22 protein-coding genes are annotated in these 18,827 nt (G+C 40.5%); 7 read left to right on the forward strand and 15 right to left on the reverse strand.

The window, feature by feature from the left end; genetic code table 11:
• Nucleotides 1–580: 580 nt before the first annotated feature.
• The 4 genes from SULKU_RS12875 to SULKU_RS12890 all read right to left on the reverse strand — a co-directional run bounded on the left by SULKU_RS12875 (nt 581) and on the right by SULKU_RS12890 (nt 3,250).
• Nucleotides 581–1,165, reverse strand: a complete 585-nt coding sequence (locus tag SULKU_RS12875; protein WP_013449819.1) for a hypothetical protein — start codon at nt 1,163–1,165, stop codon at nt 581–583.
• 181 nt (nt 1,166–1,346) lie between these two features.
• The gene (locus SULKU_RS12880) at nt 1,347–1,877 is read right to left on the reverse strand and encodes a hypothetical protein (RefSeq protein WP_013449820.1); all 531 of its coding nucleotides are present in this window, start codon (nt 1,875–1,877) and stop codon (nt 1,347–1,349) included.
• Nucleotides 1,878–1,888: 11 nt separating this feature from the next.
• Entirely contained in the window at nt 1,889–2,653 is a 765-nt protein-coding gene (locus SULKU_RS12885; RefSeq protein ID WP_013449821.1) for a complement resistance protein TraT, read from the reverse strand.
• Nucleotides 2,654–2,944: 291 nt separating this feature from the next.
• Nucleotides 2,945–3,250: a hypothetical protein gene (locus SULKU_RS12890; RefSeq protein WP_013449822.1), complete on the reverse strand. Its 306-nt coding sequence runs from the start codon at nt 3,248–3,250 to the stop codon at nt 2,945–2,947.
• A gap of 135 nt (nt 3,251–3,385) precedes the next feature.
• Here SULKU_RS12890 and SULKU_RS12895 point away from each other — a divergent pair, with 135 nt between their 5' ends.
• Nucleotides 3,386–3,631 (forward strand): helix-turn-helix domain-containing protein, encoded by a 246-nt coding sequence (locus SULKU_RS12895; RefSeq protein WP_013449823.1) that lies wholly within the window; start codon nt 3,386–3,388, stop codon nt 3,629–3,631.
• A gap of 36 nt (nt 3,632–3,667) precedes the next feature.
• On the opposite strand, the gene SULKU_RS14915 is transcribed toward SULKU_RS12895, so the two are convergent.
• Genes SULKU_RS14915 through SULKU_RS12910 form a run of 5 tightly spaced genes read right to left on the reverse strand, consistent with a single transcriptional unit; the run spans nt 3,668 to nt 5,122 of the window.
• On the reverse strand, nt 3,668–3,847 hold the full coding sequence (locus SULKU_RS14915; protein ID WP_151174355.1) for a hypothetical protein: 180 nt from the start codon (nt 3,845–3,847) through the stop codon (nt 3,668–3,670).
• Between the two features lie 15 nt (nt 3,848–3,862).
• The gene (locus SULKU_RS12900; RefSeq protein WP_151174356.1) at nt 3,863–4,264 is read right to left on the reverse strand and encodes a hypothetical protein; all 402 of its coding nucleotides are present in this window, start codon (nt 4,262–4,264) and stop codon (nt 3,863–3,865) included.
• A gap of 33 nt (nt 4,265–4,297) precedes the next feature.
• Nucleotides 4,298–4,546 (reverse strand): WGR domain-containing protein, encoded by a 249-nt coding sequence (locus tag SULKU_RS14835; protein ID WP_013449825.1) that lies wholly within the window; start codon nt 4,544–4,546, stop codon nt 4,298–4,300.
• On the reverse strand, nt 4,531–4,830 hold the full coding sequence (locus SULKU_RS12905; protein ID WP_013449826.1) for a hypothetical protein: 300 nt from the start codon (nt 4,828–4,830) through the stop codon (nt 4,531–4,533). Before SULKU_RS12905 ends, SULKU_RS14835 begins: the two co-directional genes overlap by 16 nt.
• Nucleotides 4,817–5,122 (reverse strand): hypothetical protein, encoded by a 306-nt coding sequence (locus tag SULKU_RS12910; protein WP_013449827.1) that lies wholly within the window; start codon nt 5,120–5,122, stop codon nt 4,817–4,819. The genes SULKU_RS12905 and SULKU_RS12910 overlap by 14 nt, the downstream gene beginning before the upstream one ends.
• Nucleotides 5,123–5,838: 716 nt before the next feature.
• On the opposite strand from SULKU_RS12910, the gene SULKU_RS12915 reads away from it, so the two are divergent.
• Entirely contained in the window at nt 5,839–7,428 is a 1,590-nt protein-coding gene (locus tag SULKU_RS12915) for a type II toxin-antitoxin system HipA family toxin (protein ID WP_013449828.1), read from the forward strand.
• Nucleotides 7,429–8,022: 594 nt separating this feature from the next.
• Here the strand turns inward: SULKU_RS12915 and SULKU_RS12920 are convergent.
• Together SULKU_RS12920 and SULKU_RS12925 are read right to left on the reverse strand one after the other, a co-directional pair.
• Entirely contained in the window at nt 8,023–8,784 is a 762-nt protein-coding gene (locus SULKU_RS12920) for a response regulator transcription factor (protein WP_013449830.1), read from the reverse strand.
• Nucleotides 8,781–10,055, reverse strand: a complete 1,275-nt coding sequence (locus SULKU_RS12925) for a sensor histidine kinase (RefSeq protein WP_041667211.1) — start codon at nt 10,053–10,055, stop codon at nt 8,781–8,783. The genes SULKU_RS12920 and SULKU_RS12925 overlap by 4 nt, the downstream gene beginning before the upstream one ends.
• A 156-nt stretch (nt 10,056–10,211) precedes the next feature.
• Here SULKU_RS12925 and SULKU_RS12930 point away from each other — a divergent pair, with 156 nt between their 5' ends.
• The 5 genes from SULKU_RS12930 to SULKU_RS12950 all read left to right on the forward strand — a co-directional run bounded on the left by SULKU_RS12930 (nt 10,212) and on the right by SULKU_RS12950 (nt 14,997).
• Nucleotides 10,212–10,541 carry a c-type cytochrome gene (locus tag SULKU_RS12930; protein ID WP_013449832.1) on the forward strand — a complete coding sequence of 110 codons (330 nt, stop codon included), beginning with the start codon at nt 10,212–10,214 and terminating at the stop codon, nt 10,539–10,541.
• Between the two features lie 9 nt (nt 10,542–10,550).
• Complete coding sequence (locus SULKU_RS12935) at nt 10,551–11,129, forward strand: twin-arginine translocation signal domain-containing protein (protein WP_013449833.1); 579 nt, start codon at nt 10,551–10,553, stop codon at nt 11,127–11,129.
• 12 nt (nt 11,130–11,141) lie between these two features.
• The gene (locus SULKU_RS12940; RefSeq protein WP_013449834.1) at nt 11,142–12,689 is read left to right on the forward strand and encodes an FAD-binding oxidoreductase; all 1,548 of its coding nucleotides are present in this window, start codon (nt 11,142–11,144) and stop codon (nt 12,687–12,689) included.
• 38 nt (nt 12,690–12,727) lie between these two features.
• Entirely contained in the window at nt 12,728–14,152 is a 1,425-nt protein-coding gene (locus tag SULKU_RS12945) for an OprD family outer membrane porin (RefSeq protein WP_281047865.1), read from the forward strand.
• Between the two features lie 92 nt (nt 14,153–14,244).
• Nucleotides 14,245–14,997 (forward strand): winged helix-turn-helix domain-containing protein, encoded by a 753-nt coding sequence (locus SULKU_RS12950; protein WP_013449836.1) that lies wholly within the window; start codon nt 14,245–14,247, stop codon nt 14,995–14,997.
• A 5-nt stretch (nt 14,998–15,002) separates the two neighbouring features.
• Here SULKU_RS12950 and SULKU_RS12955 read toward each other — a convergent pair whose 3' ends face one another.
• The 4 genes from SULKU_RS12955 to SULKU_RS12970 are packed head-to-tail and all read right to left on the reverse strand — an operon-like array spanning nt 15,003 to nt 18,750.
• Entirely contained in the window at nt 15,003–15,533 is a 531-nt protein-coding gene (locus SULKU_RS12955; protein ID WP_013449837.1) for an NAD(P)H-dependent oxidoreductase, read from the reverse strand.
• A 51-nt stretch (nt 15,534–15,584) separates the two neighbouring features.
• Nucleotides 15,585–16,385: a nuclear transport factor 2 family protein gene (locus SULKU_RS12960; protein WP_013449838.1), complete on the reverse strand. Its 801-nt coding sequence runs from the start codon at nt 16,383–16,385 to the stop codon at nt 15,585–15,587.
• Between the two features lie 25 nt (nt 16,386–16,410).
• Nucleotides 16,411–17,247, reverse strand: coding sequence for a YitT family protein (locus SULKU_RS12965; RefSeq protein ID WP_013449839.1), 837 nt, complete (start codon nt 17,245–17,247; stop codon nt 16,411–16,413).
• 57 nt (nt 17,248–17,304) lie between these two features.
• The gene (locus SULKU_RS12970) at nt 17,305–18,750 is read right to left on the reverse strand and encodes an aldehyde dehydrogenase family protein (RefSeq protein WP_013449840.1); all 1,446 of its coding nucleotides are present in this window, start codon (nt 18,748–18,750) and stop codon (nt 17,305–17,307) included.
• Between the last annotated feature and the right edge of the window lie 77 nt (nt 18,751–18,827).

The raw sequence follows: 18,827 nt of genomic DNA on the forward strand, positions 1-18,827 counted from the left end.
TAATTGTCGTCAATTTTTAATCATACAGAAAAGATTTCACTTTATGTAATTTGATTAACATAAGATATATTATATTAACCAAATTATGATGAAATTGCTGATAAAAAGAAAGTTTTACCAAAACACAAAAACAGTATTTAAAACGCTCAAAACACTTTTCCTATGCCGTCCCCATGAGAAAAACTATTTTGAGCCAAATAAGACCATTTATGCAACGATTACGGCTATATAAAGATCAACTTTTCACACTCAACATAAGCTTCGTTCACCTTGAGTCTATCGAAGAGTAAAAACATTATAGTCTAACTCTCAAAATGGCCCAATTTTTTGGAAGTAGGTCACCAAGAAGTTACCAATTGGTCAATCACGTATATACCTCCTTGGCTCGACTTGCTTGCGCGCGCGTGATGTAATGATAATAACCATAGTCTAATAATCTAATATTAAATACCCTCTGTATGACATAAATATAATATACTAATGTCATATATATATTATATATAAGGGATTCGAAGAAAAACAGCAATAAATAAGAGCATCAGGCGGTCACAAAATCCGGCTCACGGCCATTAGCTCTAACCTACTCTGAATATTGAGCAATTCCAAAAATCACCTGTTCAAAACATTCACGATTCGAGATCGATTCAAGTAAATTATAGGTGCTATCCGAAACAATTTTCTTAACCTCAGAAGCCGAAAACGGAACCGCAGAAAAACGTCTCACATTATCACCATTTGCGATCGCAAGTATGTTATAAAACCGATCTTTAATCTCAACAACCTTAGTTGTTCTAACTCTTGAAATATCCAAAGTCTGTTGTCTAATCCGAACAATCCCATAATAATCATCGAGCAAAGAAGTAACCAAAAAAAGGCCATTTTTAATCACGGTTTTGCTTGGATTGTTCGTCAAAAAAAAGTCATCTTTTATCCCAACATTATCGTGATAATCATCAAGACAATTGACCAAAAAATTGTAATCAAAATTGAACACTTTACCCTTTCCAGAGTAAACAACCGGAGGAATAAAATCCTCTCTTTTATTTTCCAAAACGATTTTATTCAGACGTTTAACCATATACTCAATCCATTGGCCAACCTCTTGTCTTGATGAAAATGCTGAACCGATGTCAAGTGGCCCATAATATGTGAAGATTCTTGTCATATTTTTTCCCTAGTATTTTAATTTAGAACTTTTGTTCATACACGTAATATGTAGACTTATATTGATATTTGCTTTTTGTAACACAGAAAGAATAAATTGATCAAAGAAGTGAGGAGAAGATAAAAAAAAGGCGAAAAATATTTACCCAGCGACCTATGGTCGCCAGAATTAAGATAGTGGATTAGTGTGCTTCTTGATACATATCGTTTGTTTTAAAATATTCGACAACCAATTTTGCATCATACGATTGAATATTTTTAGGACGATCATTATCGTCGTACATTTTAATTCGCAAGATACCGCCGGCGGGGTATTGCAAACTCCCTTTTGCGATTTTGCACGGATTTTTTAAATACGCCAAAGATTCTACAAAAGAATTTGTAGCACATTTGTTCACATATTCTTCTGCTGTTCCAACACCTCCGGGGCCATCGTTGGCAATTTCAACCGGATCAAGAATAGAAAAATATTTCATCCCCGACTCAAGCGTTTTTTCTGCGGCAATCTGTAACGGGTAGTTGATCGCGTTGTTGAGCAATTTAGCATGATTGATAAGACCAAACTCTTTACCTTCACCTGCACCGATGATTGTTCCGACATGATTTTTTGGGTCAACGACCGCATGTGTTTTAAGATACTTCGGACCGCATCCGCTCATAAGCAGTGATGCTGCGATCAAAGTTAATGTACTCAGTAAACGTGTTTTATTCATAGGGCGTCCTTTTAAAATAAGCCGGCAATCGATTTGCCTAATGCTGTTTGTAATACAGGTTGAGCTTCTTCAAACTGTAAATTGACTTTATTTGCTGAACTTACAATGCGCGTTCGGTACGTTTTCCAATTGGTCTTTGTCCCTTGTACGACTTGAGACACGTTTGTCGATGTCCCCTGTTTGATATCAGAGTTTTGAGTCTGAACAACAGTCTCCCCATCCTGCGCGCGCTCGCGAATCTGCAAATCCGTTACCATGCAGTAGTAAACATCTTCCACCATAGCATCAGCTATAAACCCGGCCGCAGCACCGGCTAATCCTACGGCCGCAGCATTTTTACCGCTTCCGCCTCCCATAACATATCCCGCTGCTGCACCGGCAGCAGCACCTTGTATAGCACCATTCCCGAATCCGGCATTGAAAGCGCTTCGAATTTCATTAAGATTTGATTTCCCGATCTGAAGGACGTTTGCCTGAAGCATATAGCCTGCTTTGTTTGGATCGGTAACGATCGTATAACCGCGTGATTTTAATGCTGTCTCTACGCCGGAGCGCACCTCTATGTCTTTGTCGGATGTATTTTTTACATCAATAAAAATGGTTTTGTTTTCAGACGATGACGGCTCTAGAAAAACCGTTTCGGTCATTTTTGTTTGAACGTCAAGATTGCGCTTAGTAATAGCCGTATGCGCTGCTTGACAACCTGTAAATTGGATAGACGCCAAGCTTAGAGCGCTGACCATAAAGATCGTCTTTGCAATGGAATTTAATTGCATATACAAACTCCATCCTTTCTAAAATATTAGGAGTTTCCTCCAATCGGCTCATCGAAATGAGCCGTTGCAGAAAATTTTCAAGCTCACTGTACTGATCTCTACTTTCATTTTTCCGAATTATATTCAGCTATAAAACTTGGAAATTCCGAAGGCAGATACGATCTAAAATCCAGCACTTTCTTTTTAAAATCTCCACCGGAATAATAAAGATTAACGACACTGTCACAATCAGATTTACCGACATGTACCGTCCTGCTTATTCCGGAAAGATAACTGCTGATAAGTTTAAAGTTATTTCGCAATTACCTTAAATGTCATTACGCCATCATCGGATTTAACGATTGAGAAATAATTATAGAACATGCCTATATAGTACACGTGAGTTGATACAAGCTTGTATTTTGGGGTCCAAACGTCACTAGATGCATATTCATTTCCGAAACTAAAAAATAGTATATTGTGATAGGTGTCCATAGAAGGAAAATTTAATGTGTCCGAAAAATCACTAAGTTCTAATTTTCCTGGATTAGTTAAAACTGCAACTAGCCCTACGACAGCAAAAATAACTTTCATCCGTTTTGATATTTCAATTTTCATATCATTTATCCTTTAAATTTAAAAATTGATAGCGAAGATTGTAGCTTCGCGTCACTTTATACTCACTTAATAGTGATTGTTTGTGAGCGATTGATTTCATTAGAATCAACCATCTAATAGTGAGTGGCGGTTGATATGTCCAAAGAGGAACATCCTGATGTCAAAGCGTACTACGACGCACTGACCGAACATATCAAACAACTCCGTAAAGATCGAGGAATCAGTCAGTTAAAACTCGCCAATATCCTCGGTCATAACTCCACGTCGTTTATCGCTCGTATTGAGCTTCGTCAGAACAAAGCCAACTATAATCTTGCCCATTTGGTCGTATTGGCCAAAGAGTGGGGGATCGATGTAAAAGAACTTCTTCCCTCTTCATAGTCACTTCAATCATTACTTCTTTTTCATCACTCGGCACTAAAACCTCTCCAACCACCGTTTCACCCTTGGATCATTCGGATACAACGTAATGTATATCAGCAGACTTCCCAGTATCAATCCGCCCAGTGCTTCTATCTGTTCTTTCAACGTATGTGCGTTAAAAAGCAATACGAGTGCTGGAAGAAAGAACCCTACTGTAATAACGAGCCATTTCAAATGTCTGTTTACCCGTTAGTCATTATTGATGACGTAAACCGGTTTGGTCTCAGAAGCCCATGCCAGTACAACAAACACAATAATCACCGCTCCTATGGCAATCGGGATATAAAAAATGAGCTGCATTAAAGAACCCGCTATCGCATAGAGTCTGGGTGCTTTTATAAAGTTATTGATCATTACCCATAGTAAAATAAAGATACCAATTCCCATGACAATGGCCCCATTAAGTCCATCGTTACCGTTTTGAATCCAGTTGTAGCCGAAGAAAATCAGAGCGTATGAAAATACCATCGCGAGCGAATGATTCATTGTGAAAAACTCATAGCGTACATGAGTGCGGGTATAGCTATTGAACCACAGGATAAATCGGTACAGTGTAGCTGCCGCGATCAGAAGCGTGATTAAAGTAAGCATTAACATTTTTTTCTCCTATCAGCTCTATAGAGCTTATTGTTGTGTCGGTTTGGGGCAATAGCCCCGTCTGCATTTGGATGCGATCAGTACTTCTACTGAGTGCTGCGCATCGGCTTGGTTGGAATAAATTTCCCGGATCTCTCCGGTGGGTTTAACTTTTTTGGTTGAGCCGTAGGTCCGGATAACCATACTCTCTCCAAACAGGTTGGGGAGAAGCTGTATCGTGTAGTATCGTTCCCGTTCATTGAGAGTTCTATAGAGAATTGTTACTCTTCCAAACATTTATTCTTTTCCTCTTCATCTTCATCAATCTGTTTGCGTGTCTCATTTATCTTGATATGGAGCTTCACCATCATGTATATCAGGGCAAAGAAATAAAATGGCAGTATTGTGAGAACATAGTATTTGATCTCATAGTGCATCAGTGCAACTCTAATCTCTGTAGCCATCAGCAGTACTGACCATAGGATCAATATTTTGAACGCTTTCATGGTGTATAAAAGCTTCAGTGCGAACCCTATGAGCGTGATTGCTGTCACGATTAAGGCGATGTCATGCATTTGCATTGTTATTTCCCCCTTGTGTCTGTGTATCACTCTCTTTAATCCCACGCATACATGCGTTAAATTGATCAAAGAGAATCCATAACGTGTAATAGGACGCGATCAGCATAAAAATGATCCCTCCCAACAAAAGCCATTTGAGCTCAGTAAGCCAAACGCCTACTCCAACAATCATCGAATAAACGCTGATCCATATCATTATCCAGCGGTTCCATCCGATGATTCGGAGTGTTAATAATCCCAAGATGTAAAAGAATGCACTGAGTTGTAATAATTCATTTAGGTTCGGGTTCATTGTTTTTTTCCTCTTCCTCTTTAAGTGCTTTTTGCATAGCGGCACGCAGTCCGAATCCGAGCATCAGTTCAAACATCAAGGCAAATGCATAGGAGACGAATAATGGCGTTGATGTATTCCATCACAGCCATTTCTCCTTATCACTTTGTATATCATCACCAAAAAATAGCGATGATACACGTATAAGAAAATTCCTGTGAGATTACAGAAATTCAGACATTAAAAGGTCCTCCTCTGATTGGGCCTTTTTTTAAATTACACGTAACAAATGTAAAAATCTGATCAGGATTTTTAGAAAAAAGAATGGAAAAGGAAAAGCGACTTCACCTTTTCATTCAGGAAAAAATTGAGAACGTTCTCGGTCGCGACTGGGGAAATTTTACCTGAGGTTGAAATCCTATGCAATAGGAAAATTGAAAAAAAAGTCGAAAATTGAAAAAAAGATTGACTTCTAATATTAAAGTGTATTCATAGTTTTACAACAATGTGTCAGCCTTGTCATGCCTTTGCCAATCAAATGCTATACGAATGGGACAAGGGACTCGAATTATTTAGGTTTGATCCAATTAACAGATCCAAAATTAGTGCATGATGGAGAGAGACTACCCCTTCTTAAGCTTCTCAAGACATACTATAAGTTTATTCTTATATTAATAGCTGTAAACTTAAATTAATTTTGCAAAGTGTCTTAAAAACCTTAAACGGATGGAGTTATATTGAGAGCTGATATTACTGAGGTTTTACAAATCATTTTAACACTCAAAGAAGCTGAATCCTTAAAGGATATAGAACGTAAAAGTGGTATTTTTGGGATTAAGGATAAAAAGCTTTTACGTGTTCTCAATGAACTTATAACTGCTAACCGTGTTCGAACTGTCGGGCAATCCGCTTCAACCGTTTATTGGCAAAAAGATGTGCGTGAAGCGTATGCCAAAGATTATCGGATGATCTTTGTCCATAAAGGCGATCAAATCGCTGGTTACCTTTTTCAAAACGCTCAGGAGTTTGTCTTCTGCTATGCTGATCGATACTTGACCCAGAATAAAGTAGAAATCCCCGGGTTACCTTTAGACATCATCCCCTACCCTTCTTCAGAACTTCATGCGGCGTTTGATGAGAATCTCCCAGAAGGTATAAATCGAGATATGCTGGAACAATCGTTACACTCATCGGATGAGCTTGATATGTTGGTTAGATTAACACATAATATCGGCGATATTTATTTTACCATCACCGGTGAATCGCACGTTGAATCGCAAAAGAGCCGCCCCTCGTTTTTAAGCAATCTTGAGACGATATTAGGCCCTGCTCTCCCCTTCCCTGCTGTGCTTGAAAACTATACTCTCGATATCAATGAAGAAGAGCTGTTTCCCGAAGGTGAAGACCTCTCTCATTTTACCTATGACGAGCTTCCCGGGATCAGCGGTTTTCAATACAAACGACTTGTCGATCTAGATAGCGAACACCATCGAATACATCAAGATAAATCTGAAGGTATACGTGATTTTATTCTCAAACCCTACAGTCGATACAAAGCTGATCCTTCATCGCAATATTACCTTCCTCATTTAGCATTGAACGAACATCTCTTTATGAGTTTTGCAAAAAATGAATTAGGATTTCGTGTCCCTCAATCGTATCTCATCAAACGAACCAATGATAAAGAATTTCATTATCTCATCAAGCGATTTGACCGGTTAGGAACGTACCGTTTTGCGAAAGCAAACTTCTCAACCTATTTAGGTTTACGTGCTGAAAATAAATACAGTACCACCAGCGAAAAAATGTTTACCCGCATCAAAAAAGAACTCATCAGTGAAACAGAACGTCTTGAACTTTTGAAACATTATTTTTACTCCATGATCATCTCTCATGAAGATATGCACACAAAAAATTTATCACTTATTATCAGCGAATCAATCAAACTTTTTGCACCACTTTATGACATTGCAACGACACGTATTTATTCCAATACAAAGCACTACGATTCTCACTTAACCATTGATGGACAACGCAGCAATATTACACCGCGACATTTTGAAAAGTTAGTCGATATTTTAGAAGTGAATAAAAAAAGTTTTCGCACGGAAGCGCAAAAAATTTGCGAAACATTTCGTGATCGATTGCCCGAGTATATCAATGCCGTTGAGTCTCTCGGATCGCTCCCTTTTTTCACCATGAAACAAAAATCAAAACCGGGACAAGCTCCAACATGGGTGCCAAATAAAGAGTATGAATTTAGTGATGTCCTAAGAAAATATCATAAAGAAAGAATCGACGAGCTGAGCAAAATGGGATGGCTATAATGAACTCTTTCTTCTGATCATTTTATACCCATCGTACCTACAAGAAAATGCAATATCTGATATGGATGCCGTAGCATTTATTATTCCGAAAGAAAAGGGTTTTAGTCGAGCAAAAATACGAATGATATACTCCGTCCATAAAAGAAAATATTGTGATTTTTTGAACAAATTCTTTCTACAGGTCAAGAGGTAAATTCTCAACGTACCCTTTTTTCCTTTTTAGACGCACTAATTTATCGATTGCACTTTGTGCTATTTCCCTGTGTCAAAAGCAACAAAGTTTGAGAATAGGATTTTTTAAATGGCAACGTCAAGAGTTAAAAAGTAGATTTTCTCTAATAATGATTCGAAACCGACTGAGCGGTTGTTTTTAATACTCGGAAAATGCCCAGTAACGGAACGATAGCTCTTTAGAATCTTGCGCTGAGGGAATGATAGTGTTTCAGATGACATGGCCGCCTCACTTTGAAAAATTATACAATATTTGTATAAAATCAAAATAATTCTGCGTATTATTAAACTATAGTAAATATTGCTAAGACTTTATTTTTCAAAAAAATCGTGTTTCATCTACTACTTGAACGAGCGAAGCATTTAATTTTTTGAGAATTTTCCTAAAATTTGGTATCCGATTTTGGAATGGCAGGTGATAAAGTCTTTGGGGAGTTTTTGTCGTATTCGAAACATCAGTGAGCGTAAGGCACCTTCGCCGACAAACTCTCCATCCCAGACGAAATCCTCAATTTGCTCCACAGGAACAACTCTTCCGATATTTTTAATCAAAAGTTTGAGGAGCTTATTCTCTTTGTCATTGAGTTCAAATGTCTCTCCGTTGAACATCAGAAGGAAATTTTCATTATCGTAGATATAGCCGTGAGAAAGTTTTATAAAACGTTGTTTTTTCTGTTCATCAATATCGATTTTACTTTGCAAAGACATATTTTCAGATTTTATCTCAATGATTTTAGAGGTCAATTTTTGATTTTCTTCAAATGTTTTTAACGCGATCTCTATCGCTGTTTTTAACTCGATCTCTTTGAAGGGTTTTAGAATGTACCCATAGGGCTTAATATTGATAGCGCGGTCGATCGTTTTGTTTTTATCGTTAGCTGTTAGAAAGATGATGGGAACGGAGCGTAATTTTGATATTTGTTCAGCGACGTCAATGCCGTCTTCGCGGTTTTGAAGTGTGATGTCCATTAGCACCAAATCGGGTAATTTGGTCGATGCGAGATGAAGTGCCTTTTCCCCGTTTGGGGCGATGCCGCTGATTTCATAACCGAAGTTGGTGAGGATTTCTTTTATATTCAAAGCGATGATACTTTCATCTTCGACGATTAATATCTTTGTTTTCATTGATTCTCTTTCTCTTTGGGTACAAAGGTAACGGTGCACTTAAACCCGTTTGTAGAGTCGGTTATTATCTCTCCATTGAGCTGAAATTCGGTAATGGTATTGATCAATTCGCATCCCAGTGACGTAGATGTTTTGATCGCATCAGGATTAATGCCGATACCGTTATCGTTGACACCGAATTCGATTGCTCCGTTCGGTCCATTTCGTATAAATATATCGATTTGTCCGTCATCCTTATCCACAAAAGCATGTTTGATAGAGTTCAAGAAAAGTTCATGGACGATCAAGGCGATAAGGATCGCATAATCCATGCTCAAATAGATATCTTCGGCGTTGAGACGAACCGATATATTTTTATTATGGGCATACAGATCAATCATGGCTGAGGAGAGGCGTTCGAGATGGGATTTCATATTGATGGTAGCTAAATCGCTATTTTGATAGAGCATTTCATGAACCAGGGCAATGGCGTAGATACGGCTTTGACTTTTAGATAGAGCATCTTTTATTTGATCGTTGGTTTCTCGGCGATTTTGCATCTGTAGCAACGAGGAGATCACCTCTAAATTGTTTTTGACGCGGTGATGAATCTCTTTGATGAGTACCTCTTTATCTTGCAACGAGCTTTTTAATGCTTCATTTTGTTCGGTGATGAGTTTCCGTCTCCCTTTTTGTTCGGTTATATCCCGTCCGAAAGAACAAATAAACTCTTTTGAGGCATCGCAGAAATAGCTTGCCGTTACCGAAACGGGGAACGTACTTCCGTCTTTTCGTATTTGTTGACTTTCAAAACAAATGTACTGTTTTTCTCGTATTTGAAGTAAAAAATCTTGGGTATTTTTAGTGTAGTCGGGATCGATGTCGCTGAGTTTCATCGTGAGCAATTCATCTTTGGTGTAGCCGAGCATCTTACATGCGGCATCGTTGACGTAAAAAAAACGGGTATCGAACGTAAACCAATAGATCGCATCGGCACTCTTGTCGAGAGCAAAATGAAAGCGTTGAAGATTCTCTTTTTCTTCTGCGAGTTTTTTGAGAGCATCTTCGGCAATTCGTGCGTTACGTCTGAGAAGGGTATATAAAAAAATCGCACTCAGGATAAAAAATACCGTTCCGATGAAAAAGGGGAGGCCGAATTCGTTCGTATTCGGGTTGATTAATCGGATCGAAACCCTATCTACGATAGCAACTCCGATAACACCGACAATTGCGAACCCAAATGCTTGAAGCTTTGCTCTATTTTCATTTGAAATTTCTATCCATCGTAACAACAGTGTTCCTTTAAAATCGGATCGATTCTGAGACTGAAATTCCAGCATTCTATCTTACGAATAGTCGAAATTTTCTAAAGCGTAGAAAAGTTATGCGAATTTTATGCGAGTTTTTTATTTTATATTTCTTCGGTTCAAACTAATCAAGGAGTTTAAATGAAAAAGCTGGCTGTTGGTCTAATTTTTGTCACCACGTCCATGTTCGCTGTGGAGTTGGGTCAAAATTTTGCATTTAAAAATGGAGAGCATGCCTTTCAAAAAGTGTGTTTTCACTGTCATTCACTCAAAACGGCCCCACATAGTATTTATACCAAAATGGATGATGCTGAAGGGGTAAAACTACGGGCTGAAGGAATTTTTCAAACTGTTCGACATGGTAGCAATGCTATGCCTGCTTTTAGAAAATCGGAAATTGATGATGCGGTATTGAGAGACTTGGCAACGAAATTGGCCAACGGTACCATCACAGATCCGTCACTGAAATAAGGATCACTCATGGTTCGTAGAGATTTTTTAAAAAACAGTGCACTCGTAGCAGCGACAGCAGCACTCTATTCTCCGCTCTCAGCTGCAAGTTCGGATGATAGTACCGAGAAAAAGATCATTGCGATCGTTTCTGAATCCGCTCATGAGACAGGGTATATAAGTGCATTGGAAAAAGGGGATAAAGCGGATGAAGTGATTATCCTCGGTTCAGATCGTTTGAGCACAATGCACACGTTGGCATCGGCTATCGAAAACAACAAAGGATCATTGTTCTGCGGTTTGTTGGCCCCAAGCGATCATGCATTGTTAAACCAAGTTGCCATGTCAAAGGGTATTGCATTTGTCTCTGAAACGGCGCACACACCGTCCAATACGGGCATTAGTCATACCGAGAATACGTTTGCGATGTTGTCCGTTAAAAAAGCATTTGATCAGTTTGCTTCTCTCAATACTGATAAATACGGTGCCGCACTTTCATCGTACCACACTATCGGCGCACATAACACGGTTGCAACGGCAAAACAAACTGACTTTGTATCCGAACATACGGCGAAAAATGCGTTTGTGTCTTTCGTATTAAAAGCATAAAAGGAGTATTAAATGGCTAAAAAATTAACTGCATTGCCTAAAAATGTTTCTGTTGAAACAATGAATAAAGCGATTAAAGAGTTTGTAAAAATTTTGGGCGAAGAGAACGTTCTCATCGGCGATGAGGAGATGGTTCCTTATAAAAAAATCATGATGGCGGTTCCGATCGAAGAGCACATGCCTTCCTTGGCTCTTCAAGCATCTACAAAAGAACAAGTTATCGCAATTGTTAAAGTGTGTAACAAATACGTCATCCCTATCTGGACATTCTCAACCGGTAAAAACATGGGTTACGGTACAGCAGCACCGGCTCAACGCGGTACGGTAATTCTTGATCTTCATAAAATGAATAAAATCATCGAAGTGAATCCTGACCTTTGTTATGCGGTACTTGAACCGGGGGTTACCTATCAGCAACTCTTTGATTACATCCATGAAAAAGGGTACAAACTCTGGCTCTCTTGCCCAGCACCGAGCGCGATCGCAAGTCCGGTCGGTAATACGATGGACCGTGGTGTAGGATATACCCCATACGGTGAGCATTTCATGATGCAATGCGGTATGGAGATCGTTCTTGCAGACGGGTCATGCTTTAAAACCGGTATGGGGGGAATCAAAAACTCTACCAGTTCAACTGTATTCAAATGGGGATACGGACCGTCATTGGATGGTATCTTTACTCAAAGTAACTACGGTATCTGTGTACAAATGGGTATGTGGCTTATGCCGGAGCCTCCGGCGTTCAAACCTTTCTGTATCACATTGGACACCGTTGAAGATGTTGAAAAAATCGTTGAGGTTCTTCGACCGCTTCGTATCGCAAACATTATTCCGAATGCCTTCACGATCGCCAGTACCCTTTACGAAGCGGCGGGTGTCGTCAACCGTGCCGATTATGTCGATGGAAACCGCTCAATTACTGAGGCTGAAATCGAAAAAATCAAAAAAGATACCGGGATGGGATCATGGAACGTTTATGCGGGTCTCTATGGAACACCAGAGGGGAACGAAATGAACTGGAATATCATCCAGTCGGTTGTCAATGCCAATTTTAAAGGGCATAAATTCTTGACTTCCAAAGAGATGGGTGACGATCCGGTATTTAAATACCGCGCCGATTTGATGAGAGGGTATATGACCCTTCAAGAATTCGGTCTCTACAACTGGAGAGGCGGCGGAGGAAGTATGTGGTTCGCACCGGTTTCTCCGGCTGAGGGGAAACATACTCTAAACCAGTCGGCATTGGCTAAAAAGATTATGAATAAATACGGGTTTGACTATGTTGCCGAGTTTATCGTCGGATGGCGCGATATGCACCATATTATCGACTTGCTTTATAACCGAAACGATCCGGAAGAGATGAAACGTGCACACGATTGTTATGCCGAATTAGTACATGAATTTGCAGCGCAAGGTTACGGTGTCTACCGTACGAGCAGCGGATTTATGGATCTTGTTGCTGAAACGTATGGCCCGGAAATTCGCGGCGTATTCCAAAAAATCAAGCGTGCACTGGATCCAAAAGGTATTTTGGCTCCCGGTAAGTCTGGGATTTATTAATGACTGCCCGATTGAATATGGTTGGAGCTTCGCTCCTCATGAGTTCTTCTTTATTTGCTGCTGATACACTATCAGCAGCAATAAGTGAAGGTAAATTTTCGGGTGGTATGCGAGCGTTGTATTCGTCTTCCGATTTTGCTTCTAACGGTGCATTTGAGGATCGTTATGCCGTTGCTGCAGGTTTTAGACTTTCGTATGAGACAGCTCCGTTGTACGGCATTCAAGCAAAAGCATCATTGTACTCTGTAAGCAGTATGGGATTGAATTCCGATAATCCGAACAAAGTAGATTCGGTTTATTTCGAAAATGCGCAACACGGCGGATCTAACACGCAGAGTGTGTACGGGACATCCGCCGATAGTTATGCGGTTTTAGGTGAAGCGTATCTGAAAGCGGCATTCGGCAAAACATTTGTGCAGGTCGGCCGTATGGAGATTGATGCCCCGTTTGCATCATCACACGATATTTATGTCGTACCGAACACCTTTGAAGCGGCTCAGATTGTGAATGTAAATATTCCCAATACCACATTGGTTCTAGCGCATGCTACGAAAATGAGCGGGCCGGATATGGTTCAAAGCAACAGCTTCGCAGGATCATCATCCGGGATTAAAGCCTCTGATTTTGTCAGTATATCCAAAGGGACAGCATTTAATAAATTATCCGATGGAGATGGCAGATTAGACACTGAGGATGATAATGCGGGTGCAACGGTTGTCGGAGGAATCTATACCGGAGTTCCGGGATTCGTGTTACAAGGATGGTTTACACGGGTATGGGATATCATGGATATGCCGCATCTACAGATCGATTACAGTACCAAAATCGGGGATGTAGGGCTATTTGCGGGTGCATGGTGGGCGTCACAAAAAGCCATCGGAGGGACCAAAGATACGCTGGATCATCCGGTTACTCAGGTTCTTATCGATCACAACCTCAAGAATATCACGGCTTACCACTCAGAGGGTAAATTAGGCGCTTCGTATAAAGGGGCTACGGTTACTTTGGCGTACGCCAATACCAAAGGGATTGATGATAATGCCGCTCGCGGTGGATTTGTTGCCCCGGTCGGCGGAAATCCGTCATGGGTTCGTGCCCGTTATCAGTCACCCCATTTTGGTTACACGGATACATCGTCGTTTACCGGGGGGACAAATTCCTATCTCGTCGGTGTGGAATATGATTTTGCCTCTGTCGGTGTAAACGACTTAAAAGGTGAAGTGAAATATCTCAATTTTAGCCGTGATAATAAATATTCGGCTGATCGAGGATTGTTAGGATATAAACCTAATGCATTCGAAGATACGACGGCTTACGAAGCATCCTTGGATTACAAAACACTTTTTGGAATAAAAGGTCTTGATGGCGGAGTAACTTTCTTATCCGTAGATAATGATGATGCTTCCGGGCAAAAATCTACCGATCACAATGATCTGCGGGTTGCAGTTAACTTGGCATTTTAATTTTTGTTTCTCTTATGAGTAAAGATGAGATTTCTCATCTTTGCTTGACCTCCCCCCTTCAATAAAATTTCCCATTTTAAGGTAACATAGTCATGAATAGTTCTAGCATGTTAAAAGTGCTCATTATCGGTGAAGATGAAAAGCTTAACGCTTCACTAAAAAATTACGGGTATGGCGTATTTTCGATTCCAAACAATGTTCTGGAATTACAAAATGCACTTGCTGTGTTTCATCCGGATGTAGTTCTTATTACAATCGAGGCCAAGCGATCGGATGAGAGTTTGAGATTGGGAGAATTCTTACATCAACTCGGATCGATCCCTTTTATGTATCTTAGTTCGCATGTGAAAGATTCTTTGCTTTTTAAAGCACTAAAAACACATCCGCACGGTTATCATGTCAAACCATATGATATTGAAAGTCTCTATACGTCGATCGAGTGTGCCTTTTATTGTTTTAAAAAAGGGCAAAAATATCAGACGACCATCCATCAGCTTCGCAGCGAATATGAGTATATGAAAAAACGGGCATTCAATTTAAAATCGAATACATCAAAAATAAAAATTTGTGATTGTTACCAGTATAAACTTGAAAATTATTCTCTTTTATATCACAATCTTGAAATCAAAATGACGAAAAAAGAGCGTTCCCTTATAATGCTTCTTGTCGCCGAGTTAGGCACTATTGTCGATTTTGAGCGGATTCTCAGTTTTGTATGGGGCGATGCTACAATGACGTATAATGATGTCCGGACACTGGTATGGAGATTTAATAAAAAAATACCGCAACCGATCATCCAAAATGCATCGGGAATCGGTTACTATATTGAATCAGCAAGGGCTTAATGCCCTTAGCTGTTTTGCAAAATAAAATTTTTGTAATCAGTGGCACCTTGTGCAAGTGCTTCGGGAGTGATCCCAAGTGCACCTCCAACGGCAAAAATACCTTTAAATTCCATCCCTGTGTAAAGGATACTTGCTTTGAGCGGTAGAAAGTATTCTTCGAGAGTAAAACGGTTATATCCTTCCGCACTGTATTCAGCGACCGGCGATCCTGCGCTGACAACGATGTGAGCCTCTTTGCCAACCAATTTCGTCCCCTCGTGCCCATACGCAAATCCGTATGCAAAGACTTTATCCAGCCACTCTTTTAAAATGGCAGGAGAACTGAACCAATAGAGAGGAAATTGAAAAATGATTCGTTCATGAGCCAAAAGCAGCTCCTGCTCTTGGGCTACATCTATATTTTCAACGGTTGTATAGGTTGTATACAGATCGTGTACCGTGATCTCATTTTCATCTTTGATTGTTTCGATCAGGGCTTTATTGACGACCGATTCTTGCATATTTGGGTGTGCGAGCACTATCAGTGTTTTTTTCATGAGTTTTTCCTTTGGTGTAAAATTAATTCAATTTGGATGTGCTGATCATCATTAAATGCGATCAGATTTTGGAGCTAATTGTCCAATGACATCCCAATGTTCAACTATTTTGCCGTTATTAACTCTAAAAATATCACTAAAAGATACTTCAGACCCGGCAAAAGTCCCCTCAGCGGCAATAAATACAAAATTTCCTTCTCCCAAAATCAGGTAAGGTTTATTATATTTCATCGTCCATCCATTCTTTGCCATTGCATTCAACGCCTCTTGAAGTCCGCTTAAATTGTCTGCAACATGCGGATTATGCTGGGTATAGTGATTGGCATCAATATATTTTGTGATTTTTTCTTTTTCCCCTTTCATAAGAATTGTTTCTACGAACTCTTGGACCAAAGCTTTATTTGTTTGTGTTTTATCTCGATCGGTAATTTCGGTAGTGCCGTCGATCATACTGTGTCCGCTTGGGTTCAACGGTTGCTTTGTTTCAAAATTATCCCAATGCTCAACAATCTCTCCATTGTCAAATCTGAAAACATTAAAACCTATTTTGTCGCCATAATCGGATTGCAATACAACATAATTTCCGTCTACAATGGTGCGTACGAGCGAGATTTTTTTAGATTGCTTGATCGATTGTAGTAACCCTTCTCTGCCAGGCTGTAAGGAAAGGTCGTGTTGAATGAAGTTATCTTTGCTTACCCAAGTAAGAATAGCTTTCGGATCGCTGTTTTCGAAACTTTTCAGGACTTCAATAGCTTTTTGGTCATTGCGAGCAAGTGCATCATTGCTTGCAAAAAGTGTTGCTGTAAAACTCGCAAATAAGAGTGCTGAAACTATTTTACTTTTTTTCATAAGTTTTTCCTTTTGTGTGTAAAATTTAATGCAATTCGGATGCTTCCATCACGACGAGAAATCCCTCTTTATCATGCTCTTTGACAATTTCCCGTACAACGCGTATCTGGGTATTATCGATAATCAGGATAAGGAGCTGTTCGGCTTCGCTAACCCCTTCGAAAACGACTTCATTTTTTCCTAAAGCGGCAATAATATGCTGACGTAAAAGCTTTGCCTTTTTGGAAAAGATATGAACCGCTTTTTTGGAAGGTCTTCCCGAAATGATGGTATTTAATGCCTTTCCCGTCGCATAGACGACGATCAAACTCAAGAGGGCACTTTCTACTTTAGCAAAAGCGATCCCGGCCGCAATAACAATCATAAAATCCAAGGTGATAATGACGTTATTTTGTTTCCAATCCATTCTATCGGCTATGTATCTCGCAATGATGGAGGGGCCTCCTGCCGAGGCATTACCTGCAATAATAAATCCAAGACCGATTCCGATAGCGATACCGCCGAAGATACTTGATAAAATCGGATCATTTGTCCACGCGGTGACATGGAAATATTCGCGCAGTATATCGACTACCGACGATGAGACGACGATCGAGAAAACTGTACGAATTGCAAACTCTTTGCTGATGTATCGCATACTCATCAGCACGAGAGGGATATTGATCAAAAACATCAATACCCCTGCCGGAATCCCCGTAAAGTAGTTTATGAGGATCGATATACCGGGAGTTCCTCCGGCGACGATATGGTTCGGTATCAAAAACAACACGACCCCAAGTGCCAGTGAAGAAGCCCCGATAAAGATAAAGAGATATTTTTTGAGTACATCGTTGATCGGAATATCCGCGAGTTTGTGTATCATGGTGAAGCCTATGCGATTGAATAGTGATTGTGGAAAATACCCCGAAAGGGGTATCGATTAAAACGGATAGTGTCTGTTACCTGCCGCTTCGACGGTAACCCATTTGAGCTCGGTCATCTCTTCGATCGCGAAGTGACCTCCCTCGCGTCCCATACCGCTCTCTTTGACTCCGCCGAACGGAATATGGGCTTCATCCTGGATGGTCGGTCCATTGATGTGGACCATCCCCGATTCGATCTCTTCGGAGAGTCTCAGTGCGGCACTTAAATTGTCCGTAATGATGGATGAGCTTAAGCCGTAGTTGCTGTTATTGGCGAGTTCAATGACATGATCCAGATCCCGTGCTTTGATAATCGCAGCGGCAGGACCGAATGCCTCTTCATGGAAAATGACCATCTCTTCAGTGACGTTGGAAACGACGGTCGGTTTGTAAAAGCATCCCTCATGTTCACGTCCCGAGAGAAGTGTGGCCCCTTTGGCTACCGCATCATCGATTAATCCGTCAATAAATCGGCATTGTGCCTCTTCGATCAACGGTCCGATAATGGTGGATGGATCTTCAGGATTACCGACTTTGAGGGTTTTAACTTTGGCGGCAAATTTTTCGCAGAACTCATCGTAAATATTCTCTTCGACGATAATGCGTGAGCCCGCCATACAGATTTGTCCTTGGTGGAGGAAGATACTAAATGTCGCCGTGTCGACCGCATAATCGACATCGGCATCGCCCAATACGATGGTCGGGGATTTGCCGCCGAGCTCAACGGTACATTTTTTCAAATGCATAGCCGCTGATGCCGCTACCAATTTACCGACACGCGTTGATCCGGTAAGGGTAATCATTGCGATACGGGGGTCAGTTTGAAACGTTTCGCCTAAATCACCGCTAGAACATGGGATGATATTGAGTACACCGTCCGGCAAGCCCGCTTCTTTAAAGATTTCGCCGAAAATAAGACCGCAGATCGGGGTATGGCTGGAGGGTTTCAACACAAAAGCATTACCTGCAGCAATAGCCATGGCAAATTTTTTGGTACTCAAAATCATAGGGGCATTAAACGGAGATATCCCCGCAATGACTCCCAGAGGTCGGCGAGTGCTGTAAGAGAGTACTCCAGGATCGTTAGAGGTAAACGTCTGGCCGAATACCCGTCTGGCTTCACCGGCAGCTACCCGTAATATGTCAGCGACAAGACCGATTTCAAACATTGCTTTGGCGTACACCGAACCGCTTTCTCTCATCAAAATAGTGCGTATCTCATCGGTTCGGCTCTCAAAAATATCGGCCGCTTTTAAGAGTACCGCCTCTTTTTCTCTTGGGGTTGTTTTCGCCCAGAGTTTTGATGCTGCGTAGGCAGTACTGATTGCTTCTTCGATGTCTTCGGCACTTGCTAAATGGACTTTGGCAAATACTTCTCCCGTTGCAGGGTTGACGTCATCGATCACTTTACCGGGGTGTGAGGGTTTGTTTTGCCCGTTGATAAACGGCATATATTCTTTCATGATGGATGCTCCTATGTGGAATTAATTTTGTCCATCATAAAGAAAAAAACTCGCTAAAAACTCGCAACCTTTAAATT

Origin of the sequence: Sulfuricurvum kujiense DSM 16994 (assembly GCF_000183725.1) — a bacterium.
In the GTDB taxonomy this organism is placed as follows: domain Bacteria; phylum Campylobacterota; class Campylobacteria; order Campylobacterales; family Sulfurimonadaceae; genus Sulfuricurvum; species Sulfuricurvum kujiense.

Excerpts from the sequence above, each read along its gene's own strand:
- SULKU_RS12875 (WP_013449819.1), bottom strand. The coding sequence starts at position 1,165 with ATGACAAGAATCTTCACATATTATGGGCCACTTGACATCGGTTCAGCA.
- SULKU_RS12880 (WP_013449820.1), bottom strand. The coding sequence starts at position 1,877 with ATGAATAAAACACGTTTACTGAGTACATTAACTTTGATCGCAGCATCA.
- SULKU_RS12885 (WP_013449821.1), bottom strand. The coding sequence starts at position 2,653 with ATGCAATTAAATTCCATTGCAAAGACGATCTTTATGGTCAGCGCTCTA.
- SULKU_RS12890 (WP_013449822.1), bottom strand. The coding sequence starts at position 3,250 with ATGAAAATTGAAATATCAAAACGGATGAAAGTTATTTTTGCTGTCGTA.
- SULKU_RS12895 (WP_013449823.1), top strand. The coding sequence starts at position 3,386 with ATGTCCAAAGAGGAACATCCTGATGTCAAAGCGTACTACGACGCACTG.
- SULKU_RS12900 (WP_151174356.1), bottom strand. The coding sequence starts at position 4,264 with ATGCTTACTTTAATCACGCTTCTGATCGCGGCAGCTACACTGTACCGA.
- SULKU_RS14835 (WP_013449825.1), bottom strand. The coding sequence starts at position 4,546 with ATGTTTGGAAGAGTAACAATTCTCTATAGAACTCTCAATGAACGGGAA.
- SULKU_RS12905 (WP_013449826.1), bottom strand. The coding sequence starts at position 4,830 with ATGCAAATGCATGACATCGCCTTAATCGTGACAGCAATCACGCTCATA.
- SULKU_RS12910 (WP_013449827.1), bottom strand. The coding sequence starts at position 5,122 with ATGAACCCGAACCTAAATGAATTATTACAACTCAGTGCATTCTTTTAC.
- SULKU_RS12920 (WP_013449830.1), bottom strand. The coding sequence starts at position 8,784 with ATGAAAACAAAGATATTAATCGTCGAAGATGAAAGTATCATCGCTTTG.
- SULKU_RS12930 (WP_013449832.1), top strand. The coding sequence starts at position 10,212 with ATGAAAAAGCTGGCTGTTGGTCTAATTTTTGTCACCACGTCCATGTTC.
- SULKU_RS12935 (WP_013449833.1), top strand. The coding sequence starts at position 10,551 with ATGGTTCGTAGAGATTTTTTAAAAAACAGTGCACTCGTAGCAGCGACA.
- SULKU_RS12940 (WP_013449834.1), top strand. The coding sequence starts at position 11,142 with ATGGCTAAAAAATTAACTGCATTGCCTAAAAATGTTTCTGTTGAAACA.
- SULKU_RS12945 (WP_281047865.1), top strand. The coding sequence starts at position 12,728 with ATGAGTTCTTCTTTATTTGCTGCTGATACACTATCAGCAGCAATAAGT.
- SULKU_RS12950 (WP_013449836.1), top strand. The coding sequence starts at position 14,245 with ATGAATAGTTCTAGCATGTTAAAAGTGCTCATTATCGGTGAAGATGAA.
- SULKU_RS12955 (WP_013449837.1), bottom strand. The coding sequence starts at position 15,533 with ATGAAAAAAACACTGATAGTGCTCGCACACCCAAATATGCAAGAATCG.
- SULKU_RS12960 (WP_013449838.1), bottom strand. The coding sequence starts at position 16,385 with ATGAAAAAAAGTAAAATAGTTTCAGCACTCTTATTTGCGAGTTTTACA.
- SULKU_RS12965 (WP_013449839.1), bottom strand. The coding sequence starts at position 17,247 with ATGATACACAAACTCGCGGATATTCCGATCAACGATGTACTCAAAAAA.
- SULKU_RS12970 (WP_013449840.1), bottom strand. The coding sequence starts at position 18,750 with ATGAAAGAATATATGCCGTTTATCAACGGGCAAAACAAACCCTCACAC.